This window comes from Microbacterium flavescens (assembly GCF_018588945.1).
Taxonomy (GTDB): domain Bacteria; phylum Actinomycetota; class Actinomycetes; order Actinomycetales; family Microbacteriaceae; genus Microbacterium; species Microbacterium flavescens.
In genome coordinates, this window is sequence record NZ_JAFIWA010000006.1 from 1 (window position 1) to 26221 (window position 26221).

The 26221-nt window shown below is 69.1% G+C and carries 32 protein-coding genes and 1 pseudogene; 11 read left to right on the forward strand and 22 right to left on the reverse strand.

Annotation, left to right across the window (positions count from 1 at the left end):
- Positions 1 to 352 precede the first annotated feature (352 nt).
- The gene (locus JX005_RS12155) at positions 353 to 1450 is read right to left on the reverse strand and encodes a S1 family peptidase (RefSeq protein WP_214467817.1); all 1098 of its coding nucleotides are present in this window, start codon (positions 1448 to 1450) and stop codon (positions 353 to 355) included.
- Between the two features lie 109 nt (positions 1451 to 1559).
- Between JX005_RS12155 and JX005_RS12160 the strand changes: the two genes are divergently transcribed.
- Positions 1560 to 1913 (forward strand): DUF6188 family protein, encoded by a 354-nt coding sequence (locus tag JX005_RS12160; protein ID WP_214467818.1) that lies wholly within the window; start codon positions 1560 to 1562, stop codon positions 1911 to 1913.
- 303 nt (positions 1914 to 2216) lie between these two features.
- On the opposite strand, the gene JX005_RS12165 is transcribed toward JX005_RS12160, so the two are convergent.
- The 3 genes from JX005_RS12165 to JX005_RS12175 form a co-directional block, all read right to left on the reverse strand.
- Complete coding sequence (locus tag JX005_RS12165; RefSeq protein WP_214467819.1) at positions 2217 to 2906, reverse strand: hypothetical protein; 690 nt, start codon at positions 2904 to 2906, stop codon at positions 2217 to 2219.
- 186 nt (positions 2907 to 3092) lie between these two features.
- Positions 3093 to 3242, reverse strand: a complete 150-nt coding sequence (locus JX005_RS12170; protein ID WP_214467820.1) for a hypothetical protein — start codon at positions 3240 to 3242, stop codon at positions 3093 to 3095.
- 183 nt (positions 3243 to 3425) lie between these two features.
- A complete protein-coding gene (locus JX005_RS12175) occupies positions 3426 to 3650 on the reverse strand; it encodes a hypothetical protein (RefSeq protein ID WP_214467821.1) in 225 nt (74 codons plus the stop codon).
- Positions 3651 to 3863: 213 nt separating this feature from the next.
- Between JX005_RS12175 and JX005_RS12180 the strand changes: the two genes are divergently transcribed.
- The gene (locus JX005_RS12180) at positions 3864 to 4028 is read left to right on the forward strand and encodes a hypothetical protein (protein ID WP_214467822.1); all 165 of its coding nucleotides are present in this window, start codon (positions 3864 to 3866) and stop codon (positions 4026 to 4028) included.
- Positions 4029 to 4161: 133 nt separating this feature from the next.
- On the opposite strand, the gene JX005_RS12185 is transcribed toward JX005_RS12180, so the two are convergent.
- From JX005_RS12185 to JX005_RS12210, 6 genes are all read right to left on the reverse strand, one after another.
- Positions 4162 to 4629, reverse strand: a complete 468-nt coding sequence (locus JX005_RS12185) for a hypothetical protein (protein ID WP_214467823.1) — start codon at positions 4627 to 4629, stop codon at positions 4162 to 4164.
- Positions 4626 to 4823: a hypothetical protein gene (locus JX005_RS12190; RefSeq protein WP_214467824.1), complete on the reverse strand. Its 198-nt coding sequence runs from the start codon at positions 4821 to 4823 to the stop codon at positions 4626 to 4628. The genes JX005_RS12185 and JX005_RS12190 overlap by 4 nt, the downstream gene beginning before the upstream one ends.
- A 142-nt stretch (positions 4824 to 4965) precedes the next feature.
- Positions 4966 to 5217: a hypothetical protein gene (locus tag JX005_RS12195; RefSeq protein WP_214467825.1), complete on the reverse strand. Its 252-nt coding sequence runs from the start codon at positions 5215 to 5217 to the stop codon at positions 4966 to 4968.
- 96 nt (positions 5218 to 5313) lie between these two features.
- On the reverse strand, positions 5314 to 5901 hold the full coding sequence (locus JX005_RS12200; protein ID WP_214467826.1) for a recombinase family protein: 588 nt from the start codon (positions 5899 to 5901) through the stop codon (positions 5314 to 5316).
- A 320-nt stretch (positions 5902 to 6221) separates the two neighbouring features.
- Positions 6222 to 7352: a Gfo/Idh/MocA family protein gene (locus JX005_RS12205; RefSeq protein WP_214467827.1), complete on the reverse strand. Its 1131-nt coding sequence runs from the start codon at positions 7350 to 7352 to the stop codon at positions 6222 to 6224.
- Positions 7352 to 8158 (reverse strand): sugar phosphate isomerase/epimerase family protein, encoded by an 807-nt coding sequence (locus JX005_RS12210; protein ID WP_214467828.1) that lies wholly within the window; start codon positions 8156 to 8158, stop codon positions 7352 to 7354. Before JX005_RS12210 ends, JX005_RS12205 begins: the two co-directional genes overlap by 1 nt.
- Positions 8159 to 8265: 107 nt before the next feature.
- Between JX005_RS12210 and JX005_RS12215 the strand changes: the two genes are divergently transcribed.
- Together JX005_RS12215 and JX005_RS12220 are read left to right on the forward strand one after the other, a co-directional pair.
- Positions 8266 to 8913, forward strand: coding sequence for a TetR/AcrR family transcriptional regulator (locus JX005_RS12215; protein ID WP_214467829.1), 648 nt, complete (start codon positions 8266 to 8268; stop codon positions 8911 to 8913).
- Between the two features lie 9 nt (positions 8914 to 8922).
- A pseudogene (locus JX005_RS12220) lies at positions 8923 to 9225 on the forward strand (DUF7882 family protein); the annotation flags it as partial.
- 139 nt (positions 9226 to 9364) lie between these two features.
- Here the strand turns inward: JX005_RS12220 and JX005_RS12225 are convergent.
- The 6 genes from JX005_RS12225 to JX005_RS12250 form a co-directional block, all read right to left on the reverse strand.
- The gene (locus tag JX005_RS12225) at positions 9365 to 9679 is read right to left on the reverse strand and encodes a DUF7882 family protein (protein WP_214467830.1); all 315 of its coding nucleotides are present in this window, start codon (positions 9677 to 9679) and stop codon (positions 9365 to 9367) included.
- A 21-nt stretch (positions 9680 to 9700) separates the two neighbouring features.
- Positions 9701 to 10264: a TetR/AcrR family transcriptional regulator gene (locus tag JX005_RS12230; RefSeq protein WP_214467831.1), complete on the reverse strand. Its 564-nt coding sequence runs from the start codon at positions 10262 to 10264 to the stop codon at positions 9701 to 9703.
- A 99-nt stretch (positions 10265 to 10363) separates the two neighbouring features.
- The gene (locus JX005_RS12235) at positions 10364 to 11926 is read right to left on the reverse strand and encodes an SLC13 family permease (RefSeq protein WP_214467832.1); all 1563 of its coding nucleotides are present in this window, start codon (positions 11924 to 11926) and stop codon (positions 10364 to 10366) included.
- A gap of 72 nt (positions 11927 to 11998) precedes the next feature.
- A complete protein-coding gene (locus tag JX005_RS12240) occupies positions 11999 to 14011 on the reverse strand; it encodes an oxidoreductase (protein ID WP_214467833.1) in 2013 nt (670 codons plus the stop codon).
- A 47-nt stretch (positions 14012 to 14058) separates the two neighbouring features.
- Complete coding sequence (locus tag JX005_RS12245) at positions 14059 to 15219, reverse strand: cystathionine gamma-synthase (protein WP_214467834.1); 1161 nt, start codon at positions 15217 to 15219, stop codon at positions 14059 to 14061.
- Positions 15216 to 16229 (reverse strand): pyridoxal-phosphate dependent enzyme, encoded by a 1014-nt coding sequence (locus tag JX005_RS12250; RefSeq protein WP_214467835.1) that lies wholly within the window; start codon positions 16227 to 16229, stop codon positions 15216 to 15218. The genes JX005_RS12245 and JX005_RS12250 overlap by 4 nt, the downstream gene beginning before the upstream one ends.
- A gap of 302 nt (positions 16230 to 16531) precedes the next feature.
- On the opposite strand from JX005_RS12250, the gene JX005_RS12255 reads away from it, so the two are divergent.
- From JX005_RS12255 to panB, 5 genes are all read left to right on the forward strand, one after another.
- On the forward strand, positions 16532 to 16810 hold the full coding sequence (locus tag JX005_RS12255; RefSeq protein WP_214467836.1) for a DUF6412 domain-containing protein: 279 nt from the start codon (positions 16532 to 16534) through the stop codon (positions 16808 to 16810).
- A 114-nt stretch (positions 16811 to 16924) separates the two neighbouring features.
- Positions 16925 to 17677, forward strand: a complete 753-nt coding sequence (locus tag JX005_RS12260) for a YidC/Oxa1 family membrane protein insertase (RefSeq protein ID WP_214467837.1) — start codon at positions 16925 to 16927, stop codon at positions 17675 to 17677.
- Between the two features lie 72 nt (positions 17678 to 17749).
- On the forward strand, positions 17750 to 18511 hold the full coding sequence (locus JX005_RS12265) for a DUF2520 domain-containing protein (RefSeq protein WP_214467838.1): 762 nt from the start codon (positions 17750 to 17752) through the stop codon (positions 18509 to 18511).
- Entirely contained in the window at positions 18508 to 19359 is an 852-nt protein-coding gene (gene panC / locus JX005_RS12270; protein ID WP_214467839.1) for a pantoate--beta-alanine ligase, read from the forward strand. Before JX005_RS12265 ends, panC begins: the two co-directional genes overlap by 4 nt.
- The gene (gene panB, locus JX005_RS12275; RefSeq protein WP_214467840.1) at positions 19356 to 20279 is read left to right on the forward strand and encodes a 3-methyl-2-oxobutanoate hydroxymethyltransferase; all 924 of its coding nucleotides are present in this window, start codon (positions 19356 to 19358) and stop codon (positions 20277 to 20279) included. Before panC ends, panB begins: the two co-directional genes overlap by 4 nt.
- A 61-nt stretch (positions 20280 to 20340) precedes the next feature.
- On the opposite strand, the gene JX005_RS12280 is transcribed toward panB, so the two are convergent.
- The 5 genes from JX005_RS12280 to JX005_RS12300 all read right to left on the reverse strand — a co-directional run bounded on the left by JX005_RS12280 (position 20341) and on the right by JX005_RS12300 (position 23674).
- Positions 20341 to 20520 carry a CsbD family protein gene (locus JX005_RS12280; protein WP_214467841.1) on the reverse strand — a complete coding sequence of 60 codons (180 nt, stop codon included), beginning with the start codon at positions 20518 to 20520 and terminating at the stop codon, positions 20341 to 20343.
- A 41-nt stretch (positions 20521 to 20561) separates the two neighbouring features.
- Positions 20562 to 21224, reverse strand: a complete 663-nt coding sequence (locus tag JX005_RS12285; RefSeq protein ID WP_214467842.1) for a hypothetical protein — start codon at positions 21222 to 21224, stop codon at positions 20562 to 20564.
- A 190-nt stretch (positions 21225 to 21414) separates the two neighbouring features.
- Entirely contained in the window at positions 21415 to 21954 is a 540-nt protein-coding gene (locus JX005_RS12290) for a YaeQ family protein (protein WP_214467843.1), read from the reverse strand.
- Positions 21955 to 21965: 11 nt separating this feature from the next.
- Complete coding sequence (locus JX005_RS12295) at positions 21966 to 22178, reverse strand: putative acetyltransferase (protein WP_214467844.1); 213 nt, start codon at positions 22176 to 22178, stop codon at positions 21966 to 21968.
- Entirely contained in the window at positions 22172 to 23674 is a 1503-nt protein-coding gene (locus JX005_RS12300; protein ID WP_214467845.1) for an SDR family NAD(P)-dependent oxidoreductase, read from the reverse strand. The genes JX005_RS12295 and JX005_RS12300 overlap by 7 nt, the downstream gene beginning before the upstream one ends.
- 25 nt (positions 23675 to 23699) lie before the next feature.
- Between JX005_RS12300 and JX005_RS12305 the strand changes: the two genes are divergently transcribed.
- Both JX005_RS12305 and JX005_RS12310 read left to right on the forward strand, forming a co-directional pair.
- Positions 23700 to 24116 carry an NUDIX hydrolase gene (locus JX005_RS12305; protein ID WP_214467846.1) on the forward strand — a complete coding sequence of 139 codons (417 nt, stop codon included), beginning with the start codon at positions 23700 to 23702 and terminating at the stop codon, positions 24114 to 24116.
- Positions 24117 to 24285: 169 nt separating this feature from the next.
- Positions 24286 to 25500: an MFS transporter gene (locus JX005_RS12310; protein ID WP_214468069.1), complete on the forward strand. Its 1215-nt coding sequence runs from the start codon at positions 24286 to 24288 to the stop codon at positions 25498 to 25500.
- Between the two features lie 28 nt (positions 25501 to 25528).
- Here the strand turns inward: JX005_RS12310 and JX005_RS12315 are convergent, their stop codons facing one another.
- Positions 25529 to 26200, reverse strand: a complete 672-nt coding sequence (locus tag JX005_RS12315; RefSeq protein ID WP_214467847.1) for a GAP family protein — start codon at positions 26198 to 26200, stop codon at positions 25529 to 25531.
- Between the last annotated feature and the right edge of the window lie 21 nt (positions 26201 to 26221).

Below are 26221 nucleotides of genomic sequence, written 5' to 3' on the forward strand. Positions count from 1 at the left end.
CCCCCCGCCGCAAGAGCCCCCCCCCCCCCCCCCCCCCCCGAGCGATGAAGTCGGAGCGCGGGCGATCCCAGATCAACTTGGGCCAGGCTTCAAGCGATGTGCCGGATTTCCTAAAGTGCCCCACGGAACCAGGCAATGACTTTCGCACCGTCGTGTCCGCCACTCGGCCTACGTTCGACGCGGCACCGATCGGTGTCGACGAGCACGTTCGGCGTCACACCCGGTTCGGCGACAAGTACGCGACCGCGATCTTCGACCTCCCGCCGGCCCGCGAGAAGACCAAGAATGGAGCAGCCAGCTCGATCTCGCCTGGGCTGCGTCAAAGTCAACCCGACGGCATCGAGCGGTCTACCTAACCCGGAACTATCTCGAGGCTCGTGTAGTAGGACTTGATCCGTTGCCACGGCGTGAAATAGACCGTGGACGAGTTGCCACCAAGAACGATTCCCCGGGCTAGGGCGTAAGAGGCGGGCTTGCCGTAGAACGGCCCACCCGAATCCCCAGGGATGACCCCCGTGTTGTTCGTGGTGACGAGGCTCGGCGTGCATCCGCCCGAGTCGCAGAAGGTTGCGGAGAGACTTGTGACGCCCATTCCGCAATGCTCGTAGCCGAACGCACCAGACGCGCAGTAGTTGCCACCCATTCCGGGATTCCCGACGCTGCCGCCCACCAACATCGCCGTTCCGGTGGATCCGCCTCCATAAACGACTCCGGTGTATGTGCTCGACGCGAGCCATGCCACGTCGTACGCCGGGAAAGGCAGCCTGTATGTCATCGTTCCGACATAGTGCAAGCCCGATGTCGCGACTGAGTTCAAGGCGCCACAGTGCGCTGCTGTTAGCATGCGCCTCACGTTGTCGTTGAACTTAGTCGTGAACCCAGTAGAGCAATTCGAGTTGATACGAGCCCCACCATAGTGGGGCGTGCTGTCACTCGTCCGGGTTCCAGAGAACCTGGCGGGTGCGTCCTCAGGAACGAAGCGATAAACATAGACGACGTCGCCAAGTTGTTCCGCCAGCAGTTCAGGTGCGAGGTTGCCTTCAAATGCAAGAACATCGGCGCGGGGATCGTACGAACTGCCCACGCTGACTCCGTCGCTCAATTCTAATTGCGAGCTAGCAAGAACAACTGCGTTGAAACCTTCGGCCGAGTACGCAGAGCGTTCGAAGATGACCGGATGCTCTAGGTTCGCAGCTGCTCGTCGTACGCTGCCGTCGCTGTCAGCGAACTCGCGGACTACTGCAATTCCGTCATCGCGGATGTAGTAGCCAGGACTGAACCCGGCCGTTACCAACGAACTTGGCTCGCTCCTACGTTGCTCGTCCTCCAGGAACTCGTCCTCCGCTTCCTGCTCGGCCTTCTCATCCATACTGGCCCGCAGCGCCTCGTTCGCCGCGTCCGGATCGCTCGACGACGCGACAGCAGGGTCAGCCAGTGCCCCGAGAAGCACGCACGCGCTCACAGCAAGCGCTAGCGTTCGCAATCGACGCATCCTCTGTCCTTTCATGGTTGGGAGGATCATTCCACCGAACCGGGTATCTGGAAAGGTCGTCCGGCAATTGGCGATCCCGCAGGGCGAGAATTTCGAGTTACTCAGAGGGAGATCTCTGGATCAGCTTCGCTTCGGGCGCCATGCGCTCACGCTCCAGTTCGACGAGATGGTCTGGATTACTGTCGAGAGTGATCTTCGCGTTCGTGATGCCGGTGGCGAGGAGACCGTGGTGCAGGACTCTCGATTGGTAGCCACCCCCTTGCTTAGCTCGCTCGTTAACCGAGTCGCCGACGTCCGCGTGGACGATCCCCGCAGCTTGTCTATCGTCTTCGACGGCGGATTGACGGTCCGATTCATCGACGGTCATGACCGATACGAGGCATTTCAAGTCGGGCACGGCGAGCGGCTGATCATCGTCTGAGTGGGCGGGCCCTCCCGCCAGGAGGACGCCCGCCGGACGGTCCCTCGCCGCGCATCATGGGCGTCTGTTGATGTCCGCGTATCGGCGATACTGATCGGTTCACGGCGAGAAGGGCCGGCGCTGGGGCCGACCCTTCTTGCGGTGCGGTGCAGGAGGAGCTACTGAGGGCGCTTCTTGCGAGCGCGCGCCCAGAGCACTGCGCCGACGATGAGGGCCGCGATGACGACCACCGAAACAATCACGTATGTGTTCCACACTGCCAGAGAGTCCATGGTTGGTTCCTTTCCTCGACGGGCCGCCGCGTCAGCTATAGACGTGCGTGGCCTGGTTGCCGCCGACGTGGAGGTACGACGGGAAATTGACCGTGAAGCTCGTCGCGCACATTGTGGCCTGCGCCGTCAAGCCCGCGACTGCCTTGCCCGTGGACGATTCGGTGCCCTTCACGACTCGGGCCTCGGGGACGTTCTGGCTGCACGCGCCGCCGGCGAACAGGGTACCGCTCCACGCGCTGGTGATCTTGTCGTACCCCGTCTTACTGATCGTGAAGTTCGCGTAGAAGCCCAACTGGACCACGCCGACCCAATAGTAGATGTGACACGACGAGAAGTTGCCTGTGGCGCCTGCCTTGTAGCCGCAGCCATCCACGCCGAACGGGGTAACGCCGCCCGCGCTGGCCGGACCCTCGCCGATGCCTTCTGCCCTTACTGAGCCATCAGCGTAGGTGCTGACGGTCCAGGACACGCCGTCGATCTCGCGGACGGACTTCTTGCGGGCCTTCGCCGTAGAGGACTGTGCGTCCCATGTGCCGCCGGCTTCAAACTCCGCGATAAGTCGATCTTGCGTGTCTTCTGCCACGTTGAATTTGTCGAAGAACTCTCGGACCTTGACCTCGTCGGAGTCCGACAGATCGACGATCGGCGCTGGCTCTGCCGCGGCGGCGGGACTCACGATCGAGACACCCATCAGCAAAGCCGCTGTTGTAGCGAGTGCCATCTTTGTGGCGCTACGAATAACCATGTCCATTCCTTCCAGGGGGAGACGAGGTGGGACGTCTTGGAGCCTACGGACCGGCGAACTACACCGATGTAGGACCTTTGGGGGACAGCGTGGGCCTCGGGCTATCGGTCTCGCCGATGGAGGTCGGGCGTACTTCGACCGGTCGCTCACCGCGCGGTGCTCTTACAGGAGATCTCGTTCCGGATCGATGTCGTCGAGACCTAACTCGGTGAGGTCGATACCGAACGCAACTGCTTGCTGTTGCATCAGCGAGATCACCTCGACGTAGGCGAACAGGCGGCCGGCCTCGAACGGACCCTCAGCCTCGTTCAAAGCTGCGTCTCGCCGTGCTCGAGCTTGAACGGCTGACCTCTTCACAAGGTCGCCTAGGTCATGAAGGTATAAGGGGGCGGTCTCACTGCTCACGTCTGCCGGCTCTCGGGTCATTCGGGCGATGTCGAATCGTTCTATCACGTCCATTCCCAGGCCCCGTGCCGGTCCGACACCGGGCGCGTCTCAGTCGGACTCGTCGTTGGCTGCGGCCTCGATCCAGTCGACTGCTTCGTCCGAGAGAAAGAACCCGTCCGGTCCTGACTCGCCGACCCACGCGCCCGAATTGACGGAGCCGCCCACCGCGATGATCTCGCTCAACACTTCGGGAGAGACCGGTTCGCCGTTGTGGGCGATGAGCCACGCCTTAGCGTCAGAGTCCAGCTTCGGCCACCACTCGACAATCTCCATGCGGCCACCCTGACACCGACTGGAGCCGGTCGATAGCCAGTCCGTGACCGAGCATTGCGAAGTCCATCGGCGGACTAGCGTAAACGCATGGAATCGTGGGGCGGGCTAACGATCGACACCGGGGAACTCCGTGAAGTGTTCGAGCGACTAATCTCTCATCTGGAGCAGACGAAGGGCCGGTCCCTCACTCTGCACGAGGACTACTTTTACTCGATGCCATTTCCCGAGATCTACGACGTGACGAGTCGCCCGCCGGCCCCGACGATCGGTCAGCTCACCGAGTCGTGGGCCAACCTCCAGCGCGGCCAGGGCGACACGATCTCGTTCGAACTCGTATGGCTAGCAGACGTTCTCAAAGCCCTGGGGCACCTGACGTAGAGGGGTCCCGCGCCGGACGATGATCGGTCCCGCAGCGGTCACTTCACCCGCCTGACAGGTCGAGCGAGGGTGGCGCGCACGCCGCTCGTGCCTATGTCTCGCCTCTTGCGCTCGATCCGCGGCCGCCGGAAGTTCAGCGCGGCGAGCTTGGGACCTCCTGTGCCAGCCGGAGCGCGCCAAGGAACCCCACTGAAGAAGCGACTGCGCTTGTTGAGGCCACCACGGCGAAGGGCACCAAGAAGGTCTGCCAAAGGAGCATGAGGGCCGCGCCCCCGAGTAGCAGGACGACCGGACCAATCGATGCTGAGACGACCCGCTTCCTTGGCGTGGAAAGTGGTCGAGCCAGCGCCATGACGGTCCCCGAGATCAGTCCCGCAAACAGGCCTGCTCCAGCAAAGAGCCCGAAGTCGGTCACCTCGTAAGGGCCGAGGTAGATGTGGACTTCGCCATTCCTGTCCGCGAAGAACAGCGGGTCATATGCGAGTGCCCAGAACCCGGCGACGGCTACGACGACGATCGCCATGCCCGCAACAAGTACGGCTGCGCCTAGCGCCGTCCCGTGGCGGGTGTTGGTGCCCCCGATCCGGTTGTTGGAGGTCACACGTTCACCTCGGCGATCATGTCGAGCAGTTCCCGGAGCGGTCCGAGACCGGCGAGCTCACGCAGGGCTTCTCCATTTCGGCCGGCGACGAGAGCCGCCAACGCGCCGTCGACTGCGAGCACCGCGAATCCGCCGCCGGCGATGGCGCGCGCCCGCGCAGTGACGAGCAGGTCCACAGCATCCCGAAAAGACATCGACCCCCCCCTCACGCTCGAGTACGCCAGCGTACAACCATTCCGGCCGGCGGCCTCGCCCAATCGCGGGCCCCGAGCGGTCTGTGAAGTGAGCGGCTCGTCGGGCGAGCCCGCTCGACCGCGCGAGCAATCGCGATGACGTTTAGGCGAGCCCGAACCCGTTGAGTAGGCGCCAGATCAGTATGCAGAGACTTAGGCCGCCAAACGGGACAAATCCGACTCCTGCAGCTTTCGCGCCGCTCTCTGTGTAGATCTTGTCGCGCTTCGCGGCGCTATAGAGCGGTTCGGCCGCGTGATGGAAGAACTGGGCGACTTTTCTGGGCCACCGCAGAATCGCCAACCCGCCTCCGATGCCCACAAGCGTAAAGATGAGCATCGCGATATTGGCCGCCATGACTGAGAACCTACGGGGTGTCCCGAGACCAGACCGCAAACCGGTCCATTTGCGAGCACGACAGTGCGCCCGCGTCGGACGCGGGCGCTGCCGTGATTACGGATGGGGCGTCGCCGCTCGGCGTCGTGTCTCACGATAGATGGTTGCCCGTGAGACCCCGAAGAGTTCGGCGATCTCGGTCTGGGTGTAGGCGCCACCGTCGAGCAACTCATAGAGATGCGCTCGTTGAGTGCGGGTCAGTTTGGGTTGCTTGCCCTTGAGCTTGCCCTTGGCACGCGCGATCGCCATCCCCTCCTTGGTGCGCATGCGGATCAGGTCTGCTTCGAATTCGGCCACCATTCCAAGCACATTGAACAGCAGCTTGCCGATCGGGTCGGTCGGGTCATATGTGCTGCCGCCCATGCTCAGCGCTACGCCCTTGGCGGTCAGCTCATCGGCGATGTCCCGGGCGTCGCGCAGCGAACGGGCGAGTCGGTCGAGCTTCGTGACGACGAGCGTGTCGCCGGATCTCACCGCTGCCAGCGCTTCGCGTAAGCCGGGACGCGCTCGATTCGCTCCCGTCATCCCGTGGTCGACGAAGATGTGGTCCTCGTCGACACCCAGCCGCCTGAGCGCTTCACGTTGAGCAGAGAGGTCCTGCTCGATCGTGGACACCCTGGCATATCCAATCTTGATCTCATTCATGACCAAGGGTCCGCCCGCGGGCAGCGATCCACCAGAGCTGCAGTGCCCGATTAGCCCGCCCGCAGATTCTGCGCGGTTGGGTGCGGTATGCGAGCGCGTTTGCGGGGGAGGCAGGATGCGCTTCGTCTCGTCGCTTCGTCTCGTCGCTTCGCTCCTCGCTCAATGACCCGGAGAGGGAGAGTGCCCGCGCGAACGCGTTTCGTCTCGTCGCTTCGCTCCTCGCTCAACGACCCGGGAGTCAGCGCGTTTCGTCTCGTCGCTCAACGACCCGGGAGTGGGAGAGTGCCCGCGCGAACGCGACCGGAGAGCGAGAGACGGGGTCAGAGGGTGGCGGCGTAGGGGTCGAAGTCCGCCGCGATCGAGCCGACCTCGTCGACCGTGCTCTGCACCGGCACGAAGGCGCCCAACTCGACGGACTCCTCGATCGAGAGCAGCGTATCGAGCACGTGGTAGCCGAACCGGCCGGTCGCGACGTGCGGACGACCGGCATGGATCGAGCGCACCATATCGAGCAGCCCGAGTCCGCGCCCGGCGAGCACGCCTTCCTGCTCGACCTCGACGACCTCCTGCACGATGGGCGCCGGCGGCACGATCATCTCAGCGAGCGGGCGCGTGATCACGATGCGCCCGCCGAACGTGTTCGGGTCGGGAATGACGAGCGTGCCCTCGGTGCCGGTGATCTCGACGATCCCCTGCCGAAGTAGCGGCGAGTCGGTGCTGTAGAGACTCGACGCTTGGCCGCCGTCCTCGAACTGCGTCAGCACCGAGACGGTCGACGGGATCTCGACGGGGAACTCCTGACCGGCGAGCGGCCCGACCTGCACCACGCGAGAGTCGGTCGCGCGCTGGCCGACAGCTGCGACAGAGGCGACCGGACCGAAGACGTGGATGAGCGCCGACACGTAGTACGGCCCCATGTCGAGAAGCGGTCCGCCGCCCCGGGCGTAGAGGAAGGAGGGGTTCGGGTGGAAGATCTCGGGACCCTGCCACTGGAACGTCGTCTGCGCGAAGAGCGGACGCCCGATGTCGCCGCGCGCGATCGCACGCTTCGCGGTCTGCACGCCGGGGCCGAGCACGGTGTCGGGCGCGACGCCGACGCGCAGGCCCGCGGCATCCGCTCTCTCCAGCATGCGCAGCGACGACTCGCGATCCACGCCGATCGGCTTCTCGGTCCACACGTGCTTGCCGGCGGCCAGAATCGCCTCGGACACCTCGACGTGCACGGCCGGGATCGTGAGGTTGACGACGATCTCGATGTCGGGGTCGCCCAGCACGAGATCGACGCCGCCCGCCTGGGGAACGCCGTACTTCGCCGCCTGCTCGCGCGCGCGGTCCTCCATGAGGTCGCCGATGGCGATGACCTTCACGTCGGGGAACTTCGTGAGGTTCGTCAGGTACTGATCGCTGATGTTCCCCGCGCCGATGATGCCGACGCCGACGGGCGCAGCCATCAGCGAGCCGCCCGCTCGTCGAGGAAGACCCGGCTCTGCTCGATCGCCTCGAAGAGATCGCCCGCGTAGGTGTCGAACTCCACGATCGCGAATTCGAGAGCGGATGCCGCGTCCAGCGCCTCGGCCAGCGGAACGCCGCCCATCCCGGCCGGCACCTGGTCGGCCGGCGGATAGGCCTGGATCGCTTCGGCGTCGAGCGTGCCGTCCTTGACGTGCACGGCGACCACACGGTCGCCCAGCCGCTGCAGAAGGGCGACCGGGTCGACTCCGGCGCGGGCGGCCCAGTAGAGGTCGACCTCGAGCACGACCCGGGGGTCGAGCAGCTCGGCGAGCAGTTCCAGCCCGGTCTGCCCGTCGAACTGCGCCTCGAGCTCGTGAGCGTGGTTGTGATAGCCGACGCGCAGCCCCCGGCCGGCCGCGATCTCGGCGGCGGCGTTGAGCAGGCGCGCCGTCTCGGCGATCTGCTCGCGCGACTCCCAGCGCGCGGGCTCGGTGTACGGGTCGATGACGGTTCCCATGCCGAGGATCTCGGCTGCGTCGAAGACCTCGTCGGGCGTGGGCACCGGAAGGGTCGTGCCGCTGCCGTCGGGGTTCACGAAGGACGGCGAGGCGAGGAACGCGTGACCGGTCGGCGCTGCGAGTCCATGAGCGGTGAGGGATGCCGCGAGCGGCGCCGCGCGGCGGACGAAGTCGTACGGCTCGACCGCGGAGAACCCACGGCGGGCGACTTCGGCGAGGGTGCCGTCGAGATCGGCTTCCAGTGCGTCCTTCACGGTGAACAGCTGAACCGATGTGAGTGCCGTCATGGAACCTCTCCTGTGCGGTCGACGTCGACGTGCGCCGAGCGGGCGCCACGTCAGCACGCTAGCACAAAACCTCCGCGTGGAGGTTTTGATTCGGTTAGGATGCCTGCATGTCCGAAGAGCCTGCGGCCGTCGCCGACGACGACTTCGCCGCGCGTGCTCGCGGACCGTACGCGAAGGGACTCGCCCGGCGGCAGCAGATCCTCGACCAGGCCATCGAGGTGTTCGCGCGGCGCGGATCGGCCGGCACGAGCCTCCGCTCGATCGCCCAGGAGATCGGCGTCTCGCACGCCGCGCTGACGCACTACTTCTCCTCGCGCGAGCAGCTGCTGGTCGAGGTGTACCGCGAGGCGGAGCGGCAGAAGGGCGAGGCCGAGCCGCACAGCGCCGACGCCTCGCCCGTCGACATCATGACCGAGTCCGCGCGGCGCAATCACACCGTGCCCGGACTCGTGCAGCTGTATTCGACGCTGGTGGCGGCGGCACTCGAGCCGGGACATCCCGACGCGACTGCCTTCGCCGTCGAGCGATTCTCCGCCGTGCGCGCAGATCTCGTCGCCCGCGTCGAGCGCGGTCAGGCCGCCGGACGCATCCGGAAGGACGTCGACGCCGAAGCTGTCGCGTCGCTCGTGATCGCCGCGTCGGACGGACTGCAGACCCAGTGGATGCTCGATGAGTCGGTGACCCAGTCGGAGTCGCTCGGCCTTCTCGCGCGTCTGCTCGAACCGGAACCGCCGTCCCGGAGCGGCGAGGCATAGGATCTCACCGTGGGCACCATCTACTACGGAGGGTCGGCGACTCCGATTCACATCGAGGATCGGGCGCTGGCTCACCTCAAGGTCGTGATCGCGACGAAGCTGCGTCGCGGCGAGAGCTTCACCGTCTCCTGGCAGCATCCCGACGATCAGCCGCGAGGCCGCAGCACGATCTGGCTGCACCCCTCCATCCCTCTGCGGTTCGTCTTCGACGACCCCGAGCCGGCGAAGCTCAGCCGCGAGTGGATCGAAGATCTCGCGAACTCGGCGAACTCCTCCGGCGGCATCACACTCGTCGCCGAGCACTTCGACACCGGGCCCATCCCGACGGTGAACGGCGTGGAGGGTGACGTGTCGCTCGGCAGCGTCGAGGTGGAGAATCTGGATGTCGGGAGCCTGACAGTCGCCGGTCAGGAAGTGCCCGCGACCGAGGTCCCGCGAGACTGAACGGCGGTCAGCCCTTCTCGGGCGTCGGCTCCTCGGGTTCGGGAACGATCGAGAGACCTGAGGGTCCGCTCGCGGACAGCATCAGGGCTTCGATCCAGTGGCGGTTGATGCGCGGCTGACGGCTGCCGAAGAAGTGGAACTGCAGCGCGACAGCGGGATGGATCCAGAAGCTGCGACGGCCGCTGCCGTCACCCACCTCGACATCGAACATGAACGGCTCCGAACGGCGGAGCTTGTTCATCATGACGATGCGCAGGTGCGCCAATGTTCGGTCGTCTATGTCGACGGCGTTCGCCGACGTGTCGTAGATGAATCTCCCCATGCGAGGAGCATAGAACGCGTATCAGCGCGGCGCGAACGCCGCGTGGAACAGTCGGCGCGCGCGTTCGGCGACGGCGGGCCGGGCGGGCGCCTCGGTGCGGGCGAGTTCGGTCGACAGCATCCTCACCGCCATCATCACGTCCTCGGCGTCGATGTGATCGCTGATGCGACCTTCCGCGCGGTCGCGCTCGACGAGCGAGTTCACCACGGCGGCGAAACGATCGCTGAGCGGCCGCACGCGGGAGTCGTTCAGATCGGCGGTGATGAGCTCGATGAGGGCTGTCGACTCGACCGCCTGCTCGACGACCCGGTCGAGCAGGTCGTCGATCGTCCGATCGGGCGATGAGGTGTACTCCTCGAGGTCGCCGACGTTCTCCTCGAACACCGCGACAGCCAGCGCCGTGCGGTCGGGGAAGTGACGGTAGAGGCTGCCCTGGCCGACGCCGGCGCGCTTGGCGACAGCGCTGAACGGCGCGGCGAGGCCACCATCGGCGTAGACCTCGCGGGCGGCGGCGATGAGCGCTCTTCGGTTCTCGGCGGCGGCGGCGGGACCGCGATTCGCACGGGGGGATGCGGTGCTCTGCACGGCTTCAGCCTAGTTCGAGGACATGGTCGTCCGGTTGAAGCCCCTGACCGATTCGGTCAAGATACCGCTCCGCTCCGCCTCGATCGAGCCTGAACGAGGTCAGAAGGGCCAGACGAGCGGGACGTAGAACACGGCGAAGAGGAGGAAGATCACCGCGAGCGGAAGCCCGAGCTTCCAGTAGTCGCCGAACCGGTAGCCGCCGGGCTCCATCACCATCAGGTTGACGGGGGTCGCGATCGGCGTCAGGAACGATGCCGCCGCGGCGACCGTGAGCGCCATCATGAACGGCTGGACCGACAGGTCGAGGGATGCCGCGACCGATACCGCGATCGGCGCGACGATGAGCACCGTCGCCGTGTTGCTGATCAGCTGGCCCAGCACGACGGTGAGGACGCACAGCGCGGCCAGGGCGACGTGCGGTCCGCGTGCACCGAGCATCGACAGCAGCCCGTCGGCGACGAGGTCGGCCGTGCCCGTCTGGATGAATGCCGTCGACAGCGGGATCATGCCCGCGATGAGCACGATGGTCGTCCACGAGATCGACCGATAGGCCTGGGTGGGCGTCACGGCGCGCGTCAGGATCAGCGCCATGGCCGCGAGCAGCCCGGCTACGACGGGCGGCACGATGCCGGTGGCCAGCAGCACGATCATGCCCGCGAGGACCGCGAGCGACCGCTTCGCGCCACGGCCGAGCGGCACCGAGCGCCGCAGTCTCGCCGGGGAGTCCACCACCAGCACGCCGCTGCCGGCGGCATGACGGGCGAGGTCGTCCCAGGTGCCCTGCATCAGCAGCACGTCTCCGGCCTGGATCGTGATCTCCTGGCCTTTCAGCTCCTCGTCGCCGCGGCGGGCGGCGAGGATCACGAGGTCGCCGTCGGGGGCCGCCATGCCGCAGTACACCGTCGTGCCGATGAGCGGCGACCGGGGCGGGATCACGACCTCACTGACACCGTTCCGCGGTCCCATGATCACGCCGGTGTCGAGGCTCAGCGAATACTGCTGACGCAGGAGACGCGCGTGCCGCACGAGGTCGAGGGGCATCCGGTCGCCGTTGCGCACGGGAAGCAGCGGCTTGCCGAACAGCGCCATGAACGCGACCGTGACGATGACCAGCGGCACCCCGACGAGCGCGAACTCGAAGTAGCCGAACGCCCGGCCGCCGTTCTCCGCGGCGATTTCCGAGACGATCACGTTCACCGGGGTGCCGGTGAGCAGGAGCAGCGAGCCCGCCGACGCGGCGAACGCGAGCGGCATGAGCAGCTGCGACGTCGGAATGCCCGCCCGCGACGCGACGACCACCACCAGCGGCAGCAGCGCGGCCACCGCGCCGTTGATGCTGATGAGCGCCGACGTCGCGGCGACGAGCAGGCAGATGAGAACGAGCAGGGGGAGGCGGCGCGTGCCCGCCCGGCCGATCACCTTCTGACCCGCCCAGGCTGTGACGCCTGACGCGTCGAGGGACTCGCTCACCACGAACAGCGCGGCGATGAACAGCACCGTCGGATCGCTGAACCCGGCGAGCGCCTCGGGGAGCGTGAGAACTCCCGTGAAGAACAGCGCGAGCGAGACGCCGATGGCGACGACGCCCAGGGGCACGCGATTACTGACGAAGGCGACGATCGCCAGTGCGAGGATGATCAGCGTCGCCGCGACGGGGTCCACCCGGCCCACCCTAGCCAGCGGGCGCCGTCAGCGTCAGCCGCGGGGTTCCGGCGTCGGGCGGCCGGGGCAGCGTCAGCCGCGCAGCACCCCGAGTCCGGCGACGTCGTAGGCGAGCTCGACCGCCTCGAAGATCGCGGCGTCGATCGTACGGGGCGCGTAGGCGTCACCGATCGTGATGACGCGGGGCGCGGCATCCGCCAGTCCGTCGATCACGACCGACGCGCGCGGCTCGATCGCGACGATGCCGTTCAGCCCCGACAGGGTCTCGGCCTGCCCCGTGAGCGTGTCGGCGAGGTCGACGGCACCGGGCCGGACGGCGACGACCGACTGCGACGCGCGCCGCCGGAAGCCGCCGTGCGCGCCGAGCCGCTCCAGCAGCAGCGGCCGGTCGTAGCCCGCGCCGATGTGCGGGAACACCGACTCGAACGGCGTGATGAGCTCGAGCTCGCGGACGTGCTCGAGCAGTGTGAGGACGATCCCGGCCGAGTAAGCCGTGCCGTCCGCGTCGACGACGGCGACCCGCGAGCCGAGGTGTGCGGGATCGGATGCCGCGGCGAACGCGTCGATCGTGCCCTCGAGGGGGAATCCGCCGGCGTACGCGCCGCCCAGCGCGAGCGAGGTCCGGCGGGGTGCCGTGGCACCCGTCGCCATCACGATGCCGTCCGGGCTGCCGGGGCCGTCGGCGCGGAGCTCCGCCGCCGTCGCGCGCACGCCGAGCCGCACCTCGACGCCCGAGTCGGCGAGATCGCGGACCAGGTCGTCGACGAGCAGGCCGACGCTCTCCCGGCCCGGAACGCGCCGCGCGAGCCGGAGCTGGCCGCCGAGCTCCCGCTCCGCCTCGAGAAGGGTCACGTCGTGCCCGTCGTCGGCGAGCTCGATCGCCGCGCGCATGCCCGCGGGTCCGCCGCCGATCACGGTCCATCGCTGAGCGACCTCGGCATGCGGGCGGTCGCCCCGTTCCCGCTCCCGGCCGGCGAGAGGGTTGACGGTGCACGACATCGGCAGTCCGCGGCTGCCGCGGCCGAGGCATCCCTGATTCAGTCGGATGCAATGACGGATGCCGCGCCCCGCCGCCTGCGCGTCGGTGCTCGTGAGCTTGAGGCCGAGGTCGGGATCGGCGATCTGCGCGCGGGTGAGGGCCACCATGTCGGCGATGCCCGACGTGAGGACCTCCTCGGCCTCCTCGACCGATCGCGCAGCCCCGACGCCGAACACCGGCACGTCGGGGTTCGCCGCCTTGACCGCCGCGACGTCGTCGCGCAGCCACGCGACCGGCATAGCCGAGGACGGGAAGACGTAGTGGACGTTGTGGTACCCGCCCGCAGCGAGGTCGAGGAAGTCGATGCGCGCCTCCGCCCGCAGGCGCGCGATCACGGCACGCATGGCCTCGCCGTCGAGTCCGTCGGGGTGGAACTCGTTCGCGACGATGCGGATGCCGACCGGGAAGTCGTCGCCGACACGCGCGCGGACCGCCCGCAGCACCTCGCGCGGGAAGCGGGTGCGCCCCTCGAGGTCGCCGCCGTACTCGTCGCGCCGCGCGTTGTAGAGCGGTGAGAGGAACTGGTGCAGCAGATAGCCGTGCGCCATGTGGATCTCGACGCCGTCGAAGCCGCCCGCGCGCGCGTGGGCCGCCGACGTCGCCCAGCCCTCGACCACCGACGCGATGTCGTCGCGGCTCATGGCGCGTGTGGCGTGGGCGGTCGACGGCGACAGTATGCGCGAAGGGGCATAGACCGTGCGCGGGCCGTCGGCTCCGTCCGGTTGCGCCTGCGCGCCGTGGTGGTTGAGCTGCACGAAGACCCGGGATCCGGCGTCGTGGATGGCGTCGGTCATGCGCCGGCTGGCGGGAACGGACTCGGGGCGGAACGCGTCCTGGAAGCCGCGGATCGAGCCCGAGGGGTGCACGAAGTGGTTGCCCGCGATGAACAGCCCGCAGCCGCCCTCGGCCCGCCGGACGAAGTACGCCGTCTCCCGATCGGACTCGACCCGGTCGGAGTACTGCTTCGAGTGCGCCGTCTGCATGATGCGGTTCGGCACGGTGACGGAGCCGATCCGAAGGGGCTGGGCCAGCGCGCTCTCGGTCATGCTTCGAGCCTACGGTCCTCGCCCCGCGACGAGCGGGCGCGCCCGGCTCAGAGGCGGGCGAGTGCCGCGTCGAGATCCGCGATCAGGTCGTCGACGCTCTCGATGCCCACCGACAGGCGCACCAGCTCCTCGGGAACCGCCAGCTCGGTCCCGCGCACGGACGCGTGGGTCATGGCGTCGGGGTAGTTCATGAGCGACTCCACTCCCCCCAGCGACTCCGCCAGCTGGAAGAGCTTCGTCGACTCCGCGAGACGGCGAGCGGATGCCGCGTCCTCGAGCTCCGCCGACACGATGCCGCCGAACCCGCTCATCTGCCGCGCGGCCAGCTCGTGACCGGGGTGGGTGGGCAGTCCGGGGTAGTGCACGCGCGCGACCTTCGAGTGAGCGCTCAGGAACTCGGCTACGGCCTGCGCGTTCTCGCTGTGCCGCTGCATGCGGAGGGCGAGCGTCTTGATGCCGCGGGTCGTGAGCCAGGCATCCAGGGGTCCGGAGACGGCACCGACCGCGAACTGGTGGAACTTCGCCTGCTCGTACAGCGCGCCGTCGTTGATGATGAGAGCGCCGCCGACGACGTCGGAGTGCCCGCCGAGGTACTTCGTCGTCGAGTGGACGACGACATCGGCGCCGAGTGCGAGCGGCTGCTGCAGGGCCGGCGACGCGAACGTGTTGTCGACGACCACGAGGGCACCGGCGTCGTGTCCGAGCCGCGCGAGGCCCGCGATGTCGGTGATGTGGAGCATGGGGTTGCTCGGCGTCTCGACCCACAGGATCCGCGACGGCCGCTCGGACAGGGCCGCCTCGACCGCACCGAGATCGCTCATGTCGACGACGCGAAGGCCGACGCCCCACGGACCCAGCACGCGGGCCAGCAGCCGGTAGGTGCCCCCGTACACGTCGCTGCCGAGGAGGACCTCGTCGCCGGGCTTCAGCACCGACCGCAGGAGGGCGTCCTCGGCGGCGAGGCCCGACGCGAACGAGAGTCCGTGAGCGCCGCCCTCGAGCGCGGCCAGCTGCGACTCCAGCGCGGTCCGGGTCGGGTTGCCGCTGCGTCCGTACTCGTAGCCCTCGCGCAGACCGCCGATGCCGTCCTGGGCATACGTCGTCGAGAAGTGGACCGGAGGGATGACCGCACCCGTCGTCGCATCGAACGCCTGTCCGGCGTGGACGGCGCGGGTCTCGAATCCGCGAGGCTCGGTCGTGTCGGTCATGCCTGGGTTCCTTCGGGTCGGTGGTGCGGTCGGTCGGCTGCCTGCTCGGGCGCGGCGACGTCGAAGCCCCGCGCGCGCATCCAGTCGTCGTCGTAGATCTTGCTGAGGTATCCGCGCCCGTGGTCCGGCAGCAGCACGACGACCACGGCGTCGGCCGGAAGGGCGCGGGCGGCGCGCAGGGCGCCGACGACGGCCATCCCGCTCGATCCGCCGACGAGCAGTCCCTCCTCGCGGGCGAGCCGCCGGGTCATGGCGAACGCGTCGGCGTCGGACACGCGCAGCACCTCGTGCGGCACCGACGCGTCGTAGGTCTCGGGCCAGAAGTCCTCGCCCACGCCCTCGATGAGATAGCCGTGCACCGGACCGCCGGAGTAGATCGATCCCTCGGGGTCGACCCCGATCACGCGGACCGCGTCGCCCGACACGTCGCGCAGGTATCGCCCCGTGCCGGTGATCGTTCCACCCGTGCCGATGCCGGCGACGAAGTGCGTCACGCGTCCGTCGGTGTCGCGCCAGATCTCGGGGCCGGTGGACTCGTAGTGGCCGCGGGGGCCGTTCTGGTTCGCGAACTGGTTGGGCTTGAAGGCGCCGGGGATCTCTCGCGCGAGGCGGTCCGACACGCTGTAGTACGACCGCGGGTCGTCGGGCGGAACGCTCGTCTCGGTGATCACGACCTCGGCGCCGTAGGCCTGCAGCACCGCGACCTTCTCGCCGGCGAACTTGTCGGGCACCACGAAGATCATCCGATAGCCGCGCTGCTGCGCGATCAGCGCGAGGCCGACGCCGGTGTTGCCGCTCGTCGGCTCGACGATCGTGCCGCCGGGGCGGAGAAGTCCGTCGCGCTCGGCGGCATCGATGATGTTGCGGGCGATGCGGTCCTTAGCGGTGCTGCCCGGGTTGAAGTACTCGACCTTCGCGAGCACCGTGGCGGAGATGCCTTCGGTGACGCGGTTCAGCTGGACGAGAGGGGTGTTGCCGACGAGGTCGGCCACGCTCTTCGCGTAACGCACGGATGTGTCCTCGGTGTCGCCGCGCTCGGCGCGGGTGGGCTGTCGGGGTCGCGGAAGGGTGCCGGCGGCACTCAGCGACAACAGCGACAGGTCAACACGCGGTCAGTCTAGCCCGATCCCCGCAGCCCGCGGCATGCCCCGCCCTACGCCCCCACCCTCTTCGTTGAGTGTCCAGGAAACGCCGTTGCACCGACCCGCGGCGCGGCGTTTCCTGGACACTCAACGAAGAGGGGCGCGAGCGCGAGCGCCCTCCGCCCAGGCGCGCGTGTTAGCGTGAGCGCGATCGACGGAAGGCGGTGAGCATGACCGAGTCCCTGGGTGTTCTGCTCCGCCTGCTGCTCGAGGTCTTCGGAGCCGTCGCGGTCCGCGAGCCGAGCGCGCTGGTGTTCGCCGCCGCCCTGGCGGCGATCGCGATCGTTGCGCTCACCGCCGTCGTGCTCGACGTTCCCGCCTCTGCCGTCGGGTCGTCGCCGCATCCGCGGCGGGCGATCGACGTCTCGGTGCAACTGTCGCAGAGCGATCCGGATGCCCCCGGCCACTCGCGCCCGCGAGCGCCGGGATGCGCGGCCTCGGCCGCCTGACCCGGTTCCGCCCCCGCGCCCTCCGCGCTCCCCCGTCCGCGGGGTGCCGTCGGCGTATGCCGGTGTCGTCGTGGCCGCACGCGACCACTTCGGCATCGACGAACGGAACCACCCTTGGACATCTACGCCTTCCCCCCTGTCGCCGCGATCCTCGACGCGGCCTACACCGCGCTCATGCAGCTCGCCGCCCTGCTCGAGCCTCTCGCGGGAGGGGCCGCGGCTGCGGCATCCGTCCTGCTCGTCACTCTCCTCGTGCGCGCCGCCCTCGTGCCAGCCGGGGTGTCGCAGGCTCGGGCGGAGCAGACGCGCAGCCGTCTCGCGCCGAAGCTGCGTGAGCTGCAGAAGCGCTACGGACGCGACCGCGAGAGGCTGCAGCGCGAGACGATGAAGCTGTACGCCGACGAGAACACCTCGCCGTTCGCCGGCTGTCTGCCGCTGCTGGCCCAGGCGCCGGTCATCGCGATCGTCTACGCCCTGTTCGCCTACCCCGCCATCGCCGGGCACGCCAACGCCCTGCTGACCGAGACGCTCCTCGGCGTGCCGCTCGGAGCGAGTGTCGTCGGATCGCTGGCCGCCGGCACGGCGACCGCGGCGACCTTCGCCGTGTTCGGCGTGCTGATCGTCGTGATCGTGATCGCCGCCGAGATCACACGCCGGGCGTTCCGGCCGCCGGTGATGGAGCGAGCGGATGCCTCGCCCCTCGCCGGCGCGGGAGTCGCAAGAGCCGTCGGCGTGCTGCAATTCACGACCGCCGTCATCGCGCTGTTCGTCCCGCTCGCAGCGGCGATCTACCTCGCGACCACGGTCGTCTGGACGCTGGTGCAGCGCATCATCCTGCGGCGGCGGTTTCCGCTCGCCGTTCCATGAAAGTCCCCGCTGTCCCCCGCCCGGTGACGCAATGGGATACTCGACACGTCCGCCGTCAGCGGCCACCACATCATGAGCACCTCGAATCAGAGTCGCACCGCAGCGAGCGTCAGCGTCAGCGTCGTCGGAGCCGGCCGCGTCGGCCGTGCCGCCGTCGCCGCGCTCGGCGCGGCCGGGTACGAGGTGCACGGACCCACCGGTCGCGGCGAACCCGTCGCCGCTGCGACGATCGTGCTGCTCTGCGTTCCCGATCGGGAGATCCCGGATGCCGCGACCGCCGTCCGCGGCAACGCGGGCTACGTCGGCCACACGTCCGGCGCGACGCCCGTCGCCGACTCCGGCGTCGACTTCGGGCTGCACCCGCTGCGCGCCTTCGTCGGCGACGAGGGCGCGGATGCCTTCGCGGGCATCGGCTGCGCCGTCGCCGGAACCACGCCCGAGGCGCTGCAGATCGCCGAGGAGCTCGCGGTCGCCGTCGGCGGCCGGCCGTTCGAGGTCCGCGACGACCAGCGCGCCGGCTACCACGCGGCCGCCTCGCTCGCGTCGAACTATCTCGTGACCCTCGAGGCCGCCGCCGAGCGGCTGGCCGAGGCATCCGGTCTTCCCGAAGGATTCCGCGCGCACCTCGTACCGCTCGTGCGCGGCACGGTCGATAACTGGGCGGCGCACGGCCCCCGCGACGCGCTCACCGGACCGATCGTGCGCGGCGACGAGCCGACCGTGGACCGGCAGCGGGCGGCGGTCGAGGCATCCGCTCCCGAGCTTCTTCCGCTGTTCGACGAACTGACCGACCGCACCCGCGCGCTCGTCGGCACGGAGGGATCGCCCGCATGAGGATCGTCCGCACCGTCGCCGACGTGCGCGCCGCTGTGCGCGAGGCGCGCTCGCAGGGCGCTTCCGTCGGGCTCGTGCCGACGATGGGGGCGCTCCACGACGGCCACCTCTCGCTCATCCGCCAGGCCCGGGCCGACAACGACCTCGTGGTCATGTCGCTCTTCGTCAACCCCACGCAGTTCGGGCCCACCGAAGACCTCGCCTCGTACCCGCGTGACGAGGCGCGCGACGCGCAGCTCGCGGCCGACGCGGGCACCGATATCCTGTTCGCACCGCCCGTGGAAGAGGTCTACCCGAGCGGGTTCGCGACGACGATCCACGTCGCCGGCATCACGGACGTGCTCGACGGCGCCCACCGCGGGTCCCACCACTTCGACGGAGTGGCGACGGTCGTCACCAAGCTGTTCCAGATGGTGGGGCCGGATGCCGCGTACTTCGGCCAGAAGGATGCGCAGCAGGTGCTCGTGATCCGGCGCCTGGCGCGCGACCTCGACATGCCGGTGCGCATCGTCGCCTGCCCGATCGTGCGCGAGCCCGACGGCCTCGCGATGAGCTCGCGCAACGTCTACCTCGATGCCGCCGCGCGCCAGCAGGCGACCGCCCTCAACCGAGCGCTCGATGCCGCCGAGACGACCGTGCGAAGCGGTGAGACGGGGGCGGATGCCGTCATCGCGGCTGCGCGGACCGTTCTTACGGGTGCGGGCATCGAGCCGGAGTACCTCGAGCTGCGCTCCGCCGAGGATCTGGCCGAACTCGACCGCGTCGATGGCCAGGCCCTCCTCGCCGTGGCCGCACGCGTCGGCGCGGCGCGACTCATCGACAACAGAATCCTGGAGGCCACCCCATGAGTGCCGGATCCTTCTCCTCCGCGACGCCGCCGGCCCGCCGCCGCATGACCTTCGCCGGCCTGGCCGCGCTCAAGGAGCGCGGCGAGCCGATCGCGATGGTCACCGCGTACGACTACCCCAGCGCCCAGATCGCCGAGGCGGCGGGCGTCGACATGGTCCTCGTCGGCGACTCCGCGGCCATGACCGTGCTCGGGCACGAATCGACCGTTCCCGTGACGGTCGAGGAGATGCTGATGCTCACGGCCGCGGTCCGCCGAGGGCTCTCGACGCCGCTCCTCGTCGCCGACCTGCCGTTCGGATCGTACGAGCAGTCCGACGAGCAGGCCGTGGCGACCGCGCAGCGCTTCGTCAAGACGACCGGGTGCGACGCCGTCAAGATCGAGCGCGGCGGCTCGTCGGTCGACCGCGCCCGGGCGATCGTCGCGGCCGGCATCCCCGTCATGGGTCATGTCGGCCTCACGCCGCAGACGGCGGCGACCATCGGCGGCTACCGCGCGCAGGGCCGCACCGCCGAGGAGGCGGTCGCCCTGTGCGAGAGCGCGATCGCGCTGCAGGATGCGGGATGCTTCGCCATCGTGTTCGAGGCGATTCCGACGCCTGTCACCGACGCGATCGTGCCGCAGCTGTCGGTTCCCGTGATCGGCATCGGCGCCGGCCCGGGCACCGACGGGCAGGTGCTGGTGTTCCACGATCTGCTCGGGATCTACGACGGCCACACGGCCCGCTTCGTCAAGCGGTACGCCGAACTGCGCGGCGAGATGATCGCCGCCGTCTCGGCCTATGCCGAAGAGGTCCGCACTCGCGCGTATCCGCAGCCCGAGCACGGGTACGGGATGCCCGCCGACGAGGTGACCCGCCTGCGGGCGATCCTCGACTCGAGCGCCCCACCGCAGGTGCGCACGCGCCGCCCGGGCGCGTGAACCGCAGGTAGACGCAGCAATGCCCCCGGCCGAAGCCGGGGGCACTGCTCGGCACGCCAGATCAGCGGTCGTCCGTGAAGGCGTCCTTCACGTCGTCGCCGGCCTGCTTGATGTTGGCCTTGGCCTGGTCCATCTTGCCTTCGGCCTGGAGTCGTTCGTTGTCGGTCATGTCGCCGACACCCTCCTTGACCTTGCCCTTCATCTCTTCCGCGCCGTGCTTGACGTCATCTCCTGCACCCATGGGCGTCTCCCTTCTCTGATTGGTCTGTGTTCGGATCGTGCTCACATGCCGTCGGCGTCGCGATCCACGCCGAGTCGGTCGACTCGGCGGTGGTACCGCATCCCGAGGATGCCGCCCAGAATCGCGCCACCGAGCGTGATCAGCGCGGCGACGATGGCCGTGATGATTCCTGTGACCGTCGCATCCATCGGGATGCGCGGGAAGCCGTCGAGCGTCGCCAGGACGTCCCACCGGCTGCCGGCCAGCATCGAGAGCAGCGCGACCACGATCGCGATGATGATGCTCCACAGCCACACGGCGAAGCCCTGCAGGGCGCCGCTGAACCGCGCCATGCGGCCGGCGACGTAGCCTCCCGCGAGGTATGCCACGAAGAGGGCGACGGCGAGCGCGATCGCGCCCACGATGCCGACGGTCTGGGGGTCGTCGGATGCCGCGCTCGCGACATCCTCCACGGTGGTGCCGGTCTCCATGCCGATGGCCGCGCCGACAGCGCCGACGACGGCGGACAGGAGGACGACGGCTCCGAAGGCGGCGAGCCAGCCGAAGAACGCCGAGCCGAACTTCATACCGCCGAAGCGGCGCTTCTCCTGGTCGAGTGCATCGCCGTGCGGCAGGTCGGCCGGGGACACCGGTGCGGCGGCGACCGTATCGGCCTCGTGCACAGTGCGATCCCGGTCGTTGCGCGGGGCGTTGTCGTAACTCATGTGGCGAGGTTAGAACGCGCGGCGCTCCACGGCTCCCCCGTTGCGGGAGGCGCGTCGAGGGCCTATCCTCCCGCGCTCGCGCGCCGCCGCGGAGCGTTTTCCGGGCCTTGAGCGGGGCCGGCCGGGCTACGGGGCGTTGAGCGAGGGAGCGGAGCGACCGAGACGAAACGCGTCCGCGAGCGAGCCCCCGTCAGACCACCGGGTGGTCGTGGATCGCCGAGCTCGTGCTGGTGCCGTTGAGCTCGAGGTAGAGCTGCCGCTCGGTGACCGAGAGCGTCATGGTGTTGCGGCGGGCGATCCCGCCGACGGCGGTGTCGACGAAGCCCGGATCGAAGCTGTGCAGCACGATCGACTCGGCGTTGTAGATGCGCTTGCCGGCCCACGGAGCCCGCACTTTCGCCGGGTCGCGATGCGTGTACACGACGGTGCGCTCGGCGAGCCTGCTGCCCTGGTGCAGGCGCTCGGCGTCGGGCGCGCCGACCTCGATCCACGCGGTGAGGCGGCCGGTGAGGTCGCGGACGAGCACCGCGGGCTCGTCGGTCGCCGAGATGCCCTCGCTGAACGCGATCCCCTCCTCGTACTCGAGGCAGTACGCGAGCACGCGCGTCATCATGAACGCGTCCGTCTCGGAGGGATGCCGCGCCACACGCAGCATGAGATCTTCGTAGACCCCTCGATCGACGTCGGCCAACGACACGTCGAAGGTGTGGATGGTCGCGCCGAGTGCCATAGCGGACGAGCCTAGACGATCCGCGGGCGCGGAGCGGGCGGCGGCGGAACCTCTTTCGCCGCGATGATGGCCGCGCGTGCGATCCGCTCGACGCCGCGCTTGCCGTCGACGACGACGGTCTCGGCATCGGCCTCGAGGAGCTCTCCGAGCGCATCGGTCGCCTGCCCCGAGGGCAGGAGGTACCGCACCACGACGCGGCGACCCGGCTCGGGCAGGTTCACCATGCGCCCGGTGCGTAGTCCTTGAGGAAGACGCCGAACAGGTCTTCGCCGGCCTCGCCGCGCACGATCGGGTCGTACACTCGCGCCGCACCGTCGACGAGGTCGAGCGGGGCGTGGAACCCCTCCTCGGCAAGACGGACCTTGGTGGGGTGGGGGCGCTCGTCGGTGATCCAGCCGGTGTCGACGCTCGTCATGAGGATGCGGTCGCTCTCGAACATCTCCCGCGCGCTGGTGCGGGTGAGCATGTTCACGGCCGCTTTGGCCATGTTGGTGTGCGGATGCCCCGGCCCCTTGTAGCCGCGATTGAACACGCCCTCCATCGCACTCACGTTGACCACGTACGTGCGCCGTGCCGAGCTGGAGGCGAGCGACGGCCGCAGGCGGGAGATGAGAAGGAAGGGCGCCGTCGTGTTGGCGAGCTGAACCTCGAGCATCTCGAGGGGGTCGACCTCGTCCACGCGCTGCACCCACGAGTTGGAGTGGTCGAGATCCGGGACGAGCCCGCCGGCGTCGATCGCGGTGCCGGCGGCGAGCCGCTCGAGCGAGCTCGATCCAGCGGCCATCGCCTGCTCGGTGAGCTCGTCGGCCCGCGCGGCCGCCGCGGCGAGGATCGGGTGCGCGCTGACCGAGCGCTCGAGGGCCTGCGGGTGCTGGTCGTTCGTGTGGCCGAACGTGACGAGTTCCGGCAGCGGGCCGTTCGGCAGCGGCGCGAGCTCGGCGTCGACGAGCGGCTGGTACGCGCCCGGCGAGCGGCGCACCGTCTGCGTCGCGTTGTTGATGAGGATGTCGAGCGGTCCGGCGGCGGCGACCTCGTCGGCCAGGCCGATCACCTGGGCCGGGTCGCGCAGGTCGATGCCGACGACCTTGAGCCGGTCGAGCCACTCCGGGGCGTCGGGCAGGCTGCTGAAGCGGCGCACCGCGTCGCGGGGGAAGCGCGTCGTGATCGTCGTGTGCGCGCCGTCGCGCAGCAGCCGGAGGGCGATGTACATGCCGATCTTCGCGCGGCCGCCGGTCAGCAGCGCACGCTTCCCGGTGAGGTCGGTGCGGGCGTTGCGCTTCTCGTGGCTCATGGCCGCGCAGTCGGGGCACAGCTGGTGGTAGAAGGCGTCGACGACCGTGTACGGCTGCTTGCAGATGTAGCAGCCGCGGGCTTTCAGCAGCGTGCCGGCGATCGGCGCGGTCGTCGAGGTGCTGATGGGGATGCCGCGCGTCTCGTCGTCGATCCGGTCGGGGGCGCCCGTGGCCGTCGCCGCGACGACCGCTCTGTCGGCCTGGGCGATGGCGTCGCGGATCTCGCGCCGGCGCACCTTCTTCACGGCCTTGAACATGGCGGCGGTCGCGCGCCGGACGGCGACGAAGTCGGGGTGCGTCTCATCGAGACCGGCCATGCCGTCGAGCACACGGAGGGTGGTCTCGAGGTCTGCGGGGTCGATGCCGCTCGGCGGAAGGTCGGCGGCGGGGGTCTCGTCGGGCACACGCGATTCTACGTCGGCCCGCATGGACGCGACCTGTTAGCGTGCCGGGGTGACGACCCCGACCGACCACCCGACGCAGCCCCGCCGCATCCACGTGTCGGCCGCCGTCATCCACGACGAGCAGGGCCGTCTTCTTCTCGTTCGCAAGGAAGGCACGACCGCCTTCATGCAGCCGGGCGGCAAGCCGGAGCCGGGTGAATCGCCAGACGAGACGCTGAGCCGCGAGCTCGCCGAGGAACTCGGCATCCATGTTCCGGTCAACGCCCTGCGCTCGCTGGGCGCCTACACCGCCGCCGCGGCCAACGAGCCGGGCTTCCTCGTCGTCGCCGACGTGTTCGCCGCCGACATCGGATCGCAGCGACCGATCGTCGGCGCCGAGATCGCCGAACTCCGGTGGATCACCCGCGCGGATGCGGACGACCTCGAGGTCGCCCCGCTCGCGCGCGAGAACTTCCTGCCCGACTGACCCTGCCCTCGGCGGCCGCCGGCACACCCCGTGGACGGCTCCGCGCAACGGGGCTACTGTCGCGTTGTCGTCGAAGCTCGCGCAGAGAGGCGGTGCGGCCATCTCCCACGTCGGTTCCGCGCCCGCTCTTCCCACGCCGCGCCGGGTGCAGGGCACGTACTACACGCTGATGCTCGGCAACACGCTCGCCGCGTCCTTCATCTGGGGTGTCAACACCCTGTTCCTGCTCGACGCCGGGCTGTCGAACCTCGAGGCCTTCTCGGCGAATGCGTTCTTCACGGCGGGCATGCTGATCTTCGAGATCCCCACCGGCGTCGTCGCCGACACCGTCGGACGCCGCGCCTCCTATCTGCTGGGCACGATCACGTTGGCGGTGACCACCGTCATGTACTGGCTGCTGTGGGTGTGGCAGTCGCCGTTCTGGGCATGGGCGATCGTCTCGGTGCTGCTCGGGCTGGGCTTCACCTTCTTCTCGGGCGCGGTGGATGCCTGGCTCGTCGATGCGCTGAAGGCGACGGGCTATCAGGGCAGCCTCGAGACCGTCTTCGGGCGGGCGCAGATCGTGGGCGGCGTCGCCATGCTGTCGGGGTCCGTCCTCGGCGGCATCGTCGCGCAGGCGACGAACCTCGGCGTGCCGTTCGTGATCCGCGGCGCCATCCTGCTGGTGATGTTCGTCGTCGCCGCGCTGCTCATGCGCGACCTCGGATTCACGCCCGACCGCAGCGAGACCCCGCTCCGCGCGACGCGCACCATCCTGCGCGCGTCGTTCAGGTACGGCCTCGGCGATCCGCCCGTCCGCTGGCTCATGCTCGCGAGCCCCTTCACCGCCGGCGTCGGCTTCTACGTCTTCTACGCGCTGCAGCCGTATCTGCTGGAACTGTGGGGCGACAAGGAGGCGTACTCGATCGCCGGACTTGCGGCCGCCCTGCTGTCGGGAGCGGCGATCGTCGGCGGGGCACTCGCCCCGTGGGTGCGCAAGCTCTTCCGCCGCCGCACCTCGGCGATCCTGCTCGCCACCGTGTCGAGCGCGTTGGTGCTCCTCGGGCTCGGACTGGTGCAGAACTTCTGGTTCGCCATCGTGCTGGTGGCGCTGTGGGGTATCGCATCTGCGATCGACGACCCTGTGCACCGCGCCTATCTGAACGACATGATCCCGTCGAAGCAGCGAGCGACCGTGCTCTCGTTCGACTCATTGATCGGCTCGAGCGGCGGAGTGGTGATCCAGCCCGTGCTGGGAAGAGCAGCGGATGCCGGAGGCTACGGCACCTCGCTGATCTGGGGCGGTGTCATCTCAGCCGTCGCGATCCCGTTCGTGCTCTTGAGCAGGGCGCAGCGTCCACCCGCCGACACGGCGCGCGAGGTCACGGTGTCCGCGGAGGTGTAGCCCGTCCGACGGAGGGCCCGCGGCTCGTCTAGAAGCTGCCGATGCCCTTGCCGATGAGCACGACGCCGATGACGAGCAGAAGGATGCTCATGATGACTGCGTTCTCCTTCTCGAGCCAGCCGCGCAGGGCGTCGAGCGGTGCACGGAGGCGGTCGGCGGCGATCAGGTACGCGACGACGGGGACGAGTACGGTGGACGCGGCGATCAGCGTGAAGACCGCGATGGCGATCACGGCCGGCCACACGTCCAGCCCGGCGCTGCCGATGTCGACCCCTGCGCCCGCCGCCATCAGCAGGTTCTTGGGGTTGACGGCCGAGAGCAGGAAGCCGAGTCCGAGCGCCACAGGGAACGTGGTCTTGTCAATCGCGGCCATCCACTTCGGCAGGGCCGCGGACTGCCCGGGCCGGGGGCGCCCACGCCACTGGCGCAGCGCCAGTAGAAGCAGCCCCGCGCCCAGCACGATCCGGATGACGCCCTGCGTCGGGTTGGCGGCATCCGGGTCCTGCGGTGTGATGACCGACGCGAGCAGCGTGAACACCGTGACGGCGGCGATGATGCCCACCAACCAGCCGAGCAGGAAGCCGAGGCTCGTGACCCGCGCCCGCGGCGAGAGAAGCATGAGGATCGTTGCGATGATCGGGATCGGGCTGATCGCGATGCCGAGGGCGTACGGCAGGATGGCGCCGATGGTGATGTTCACGGTCTGATACTCCCGCATCTC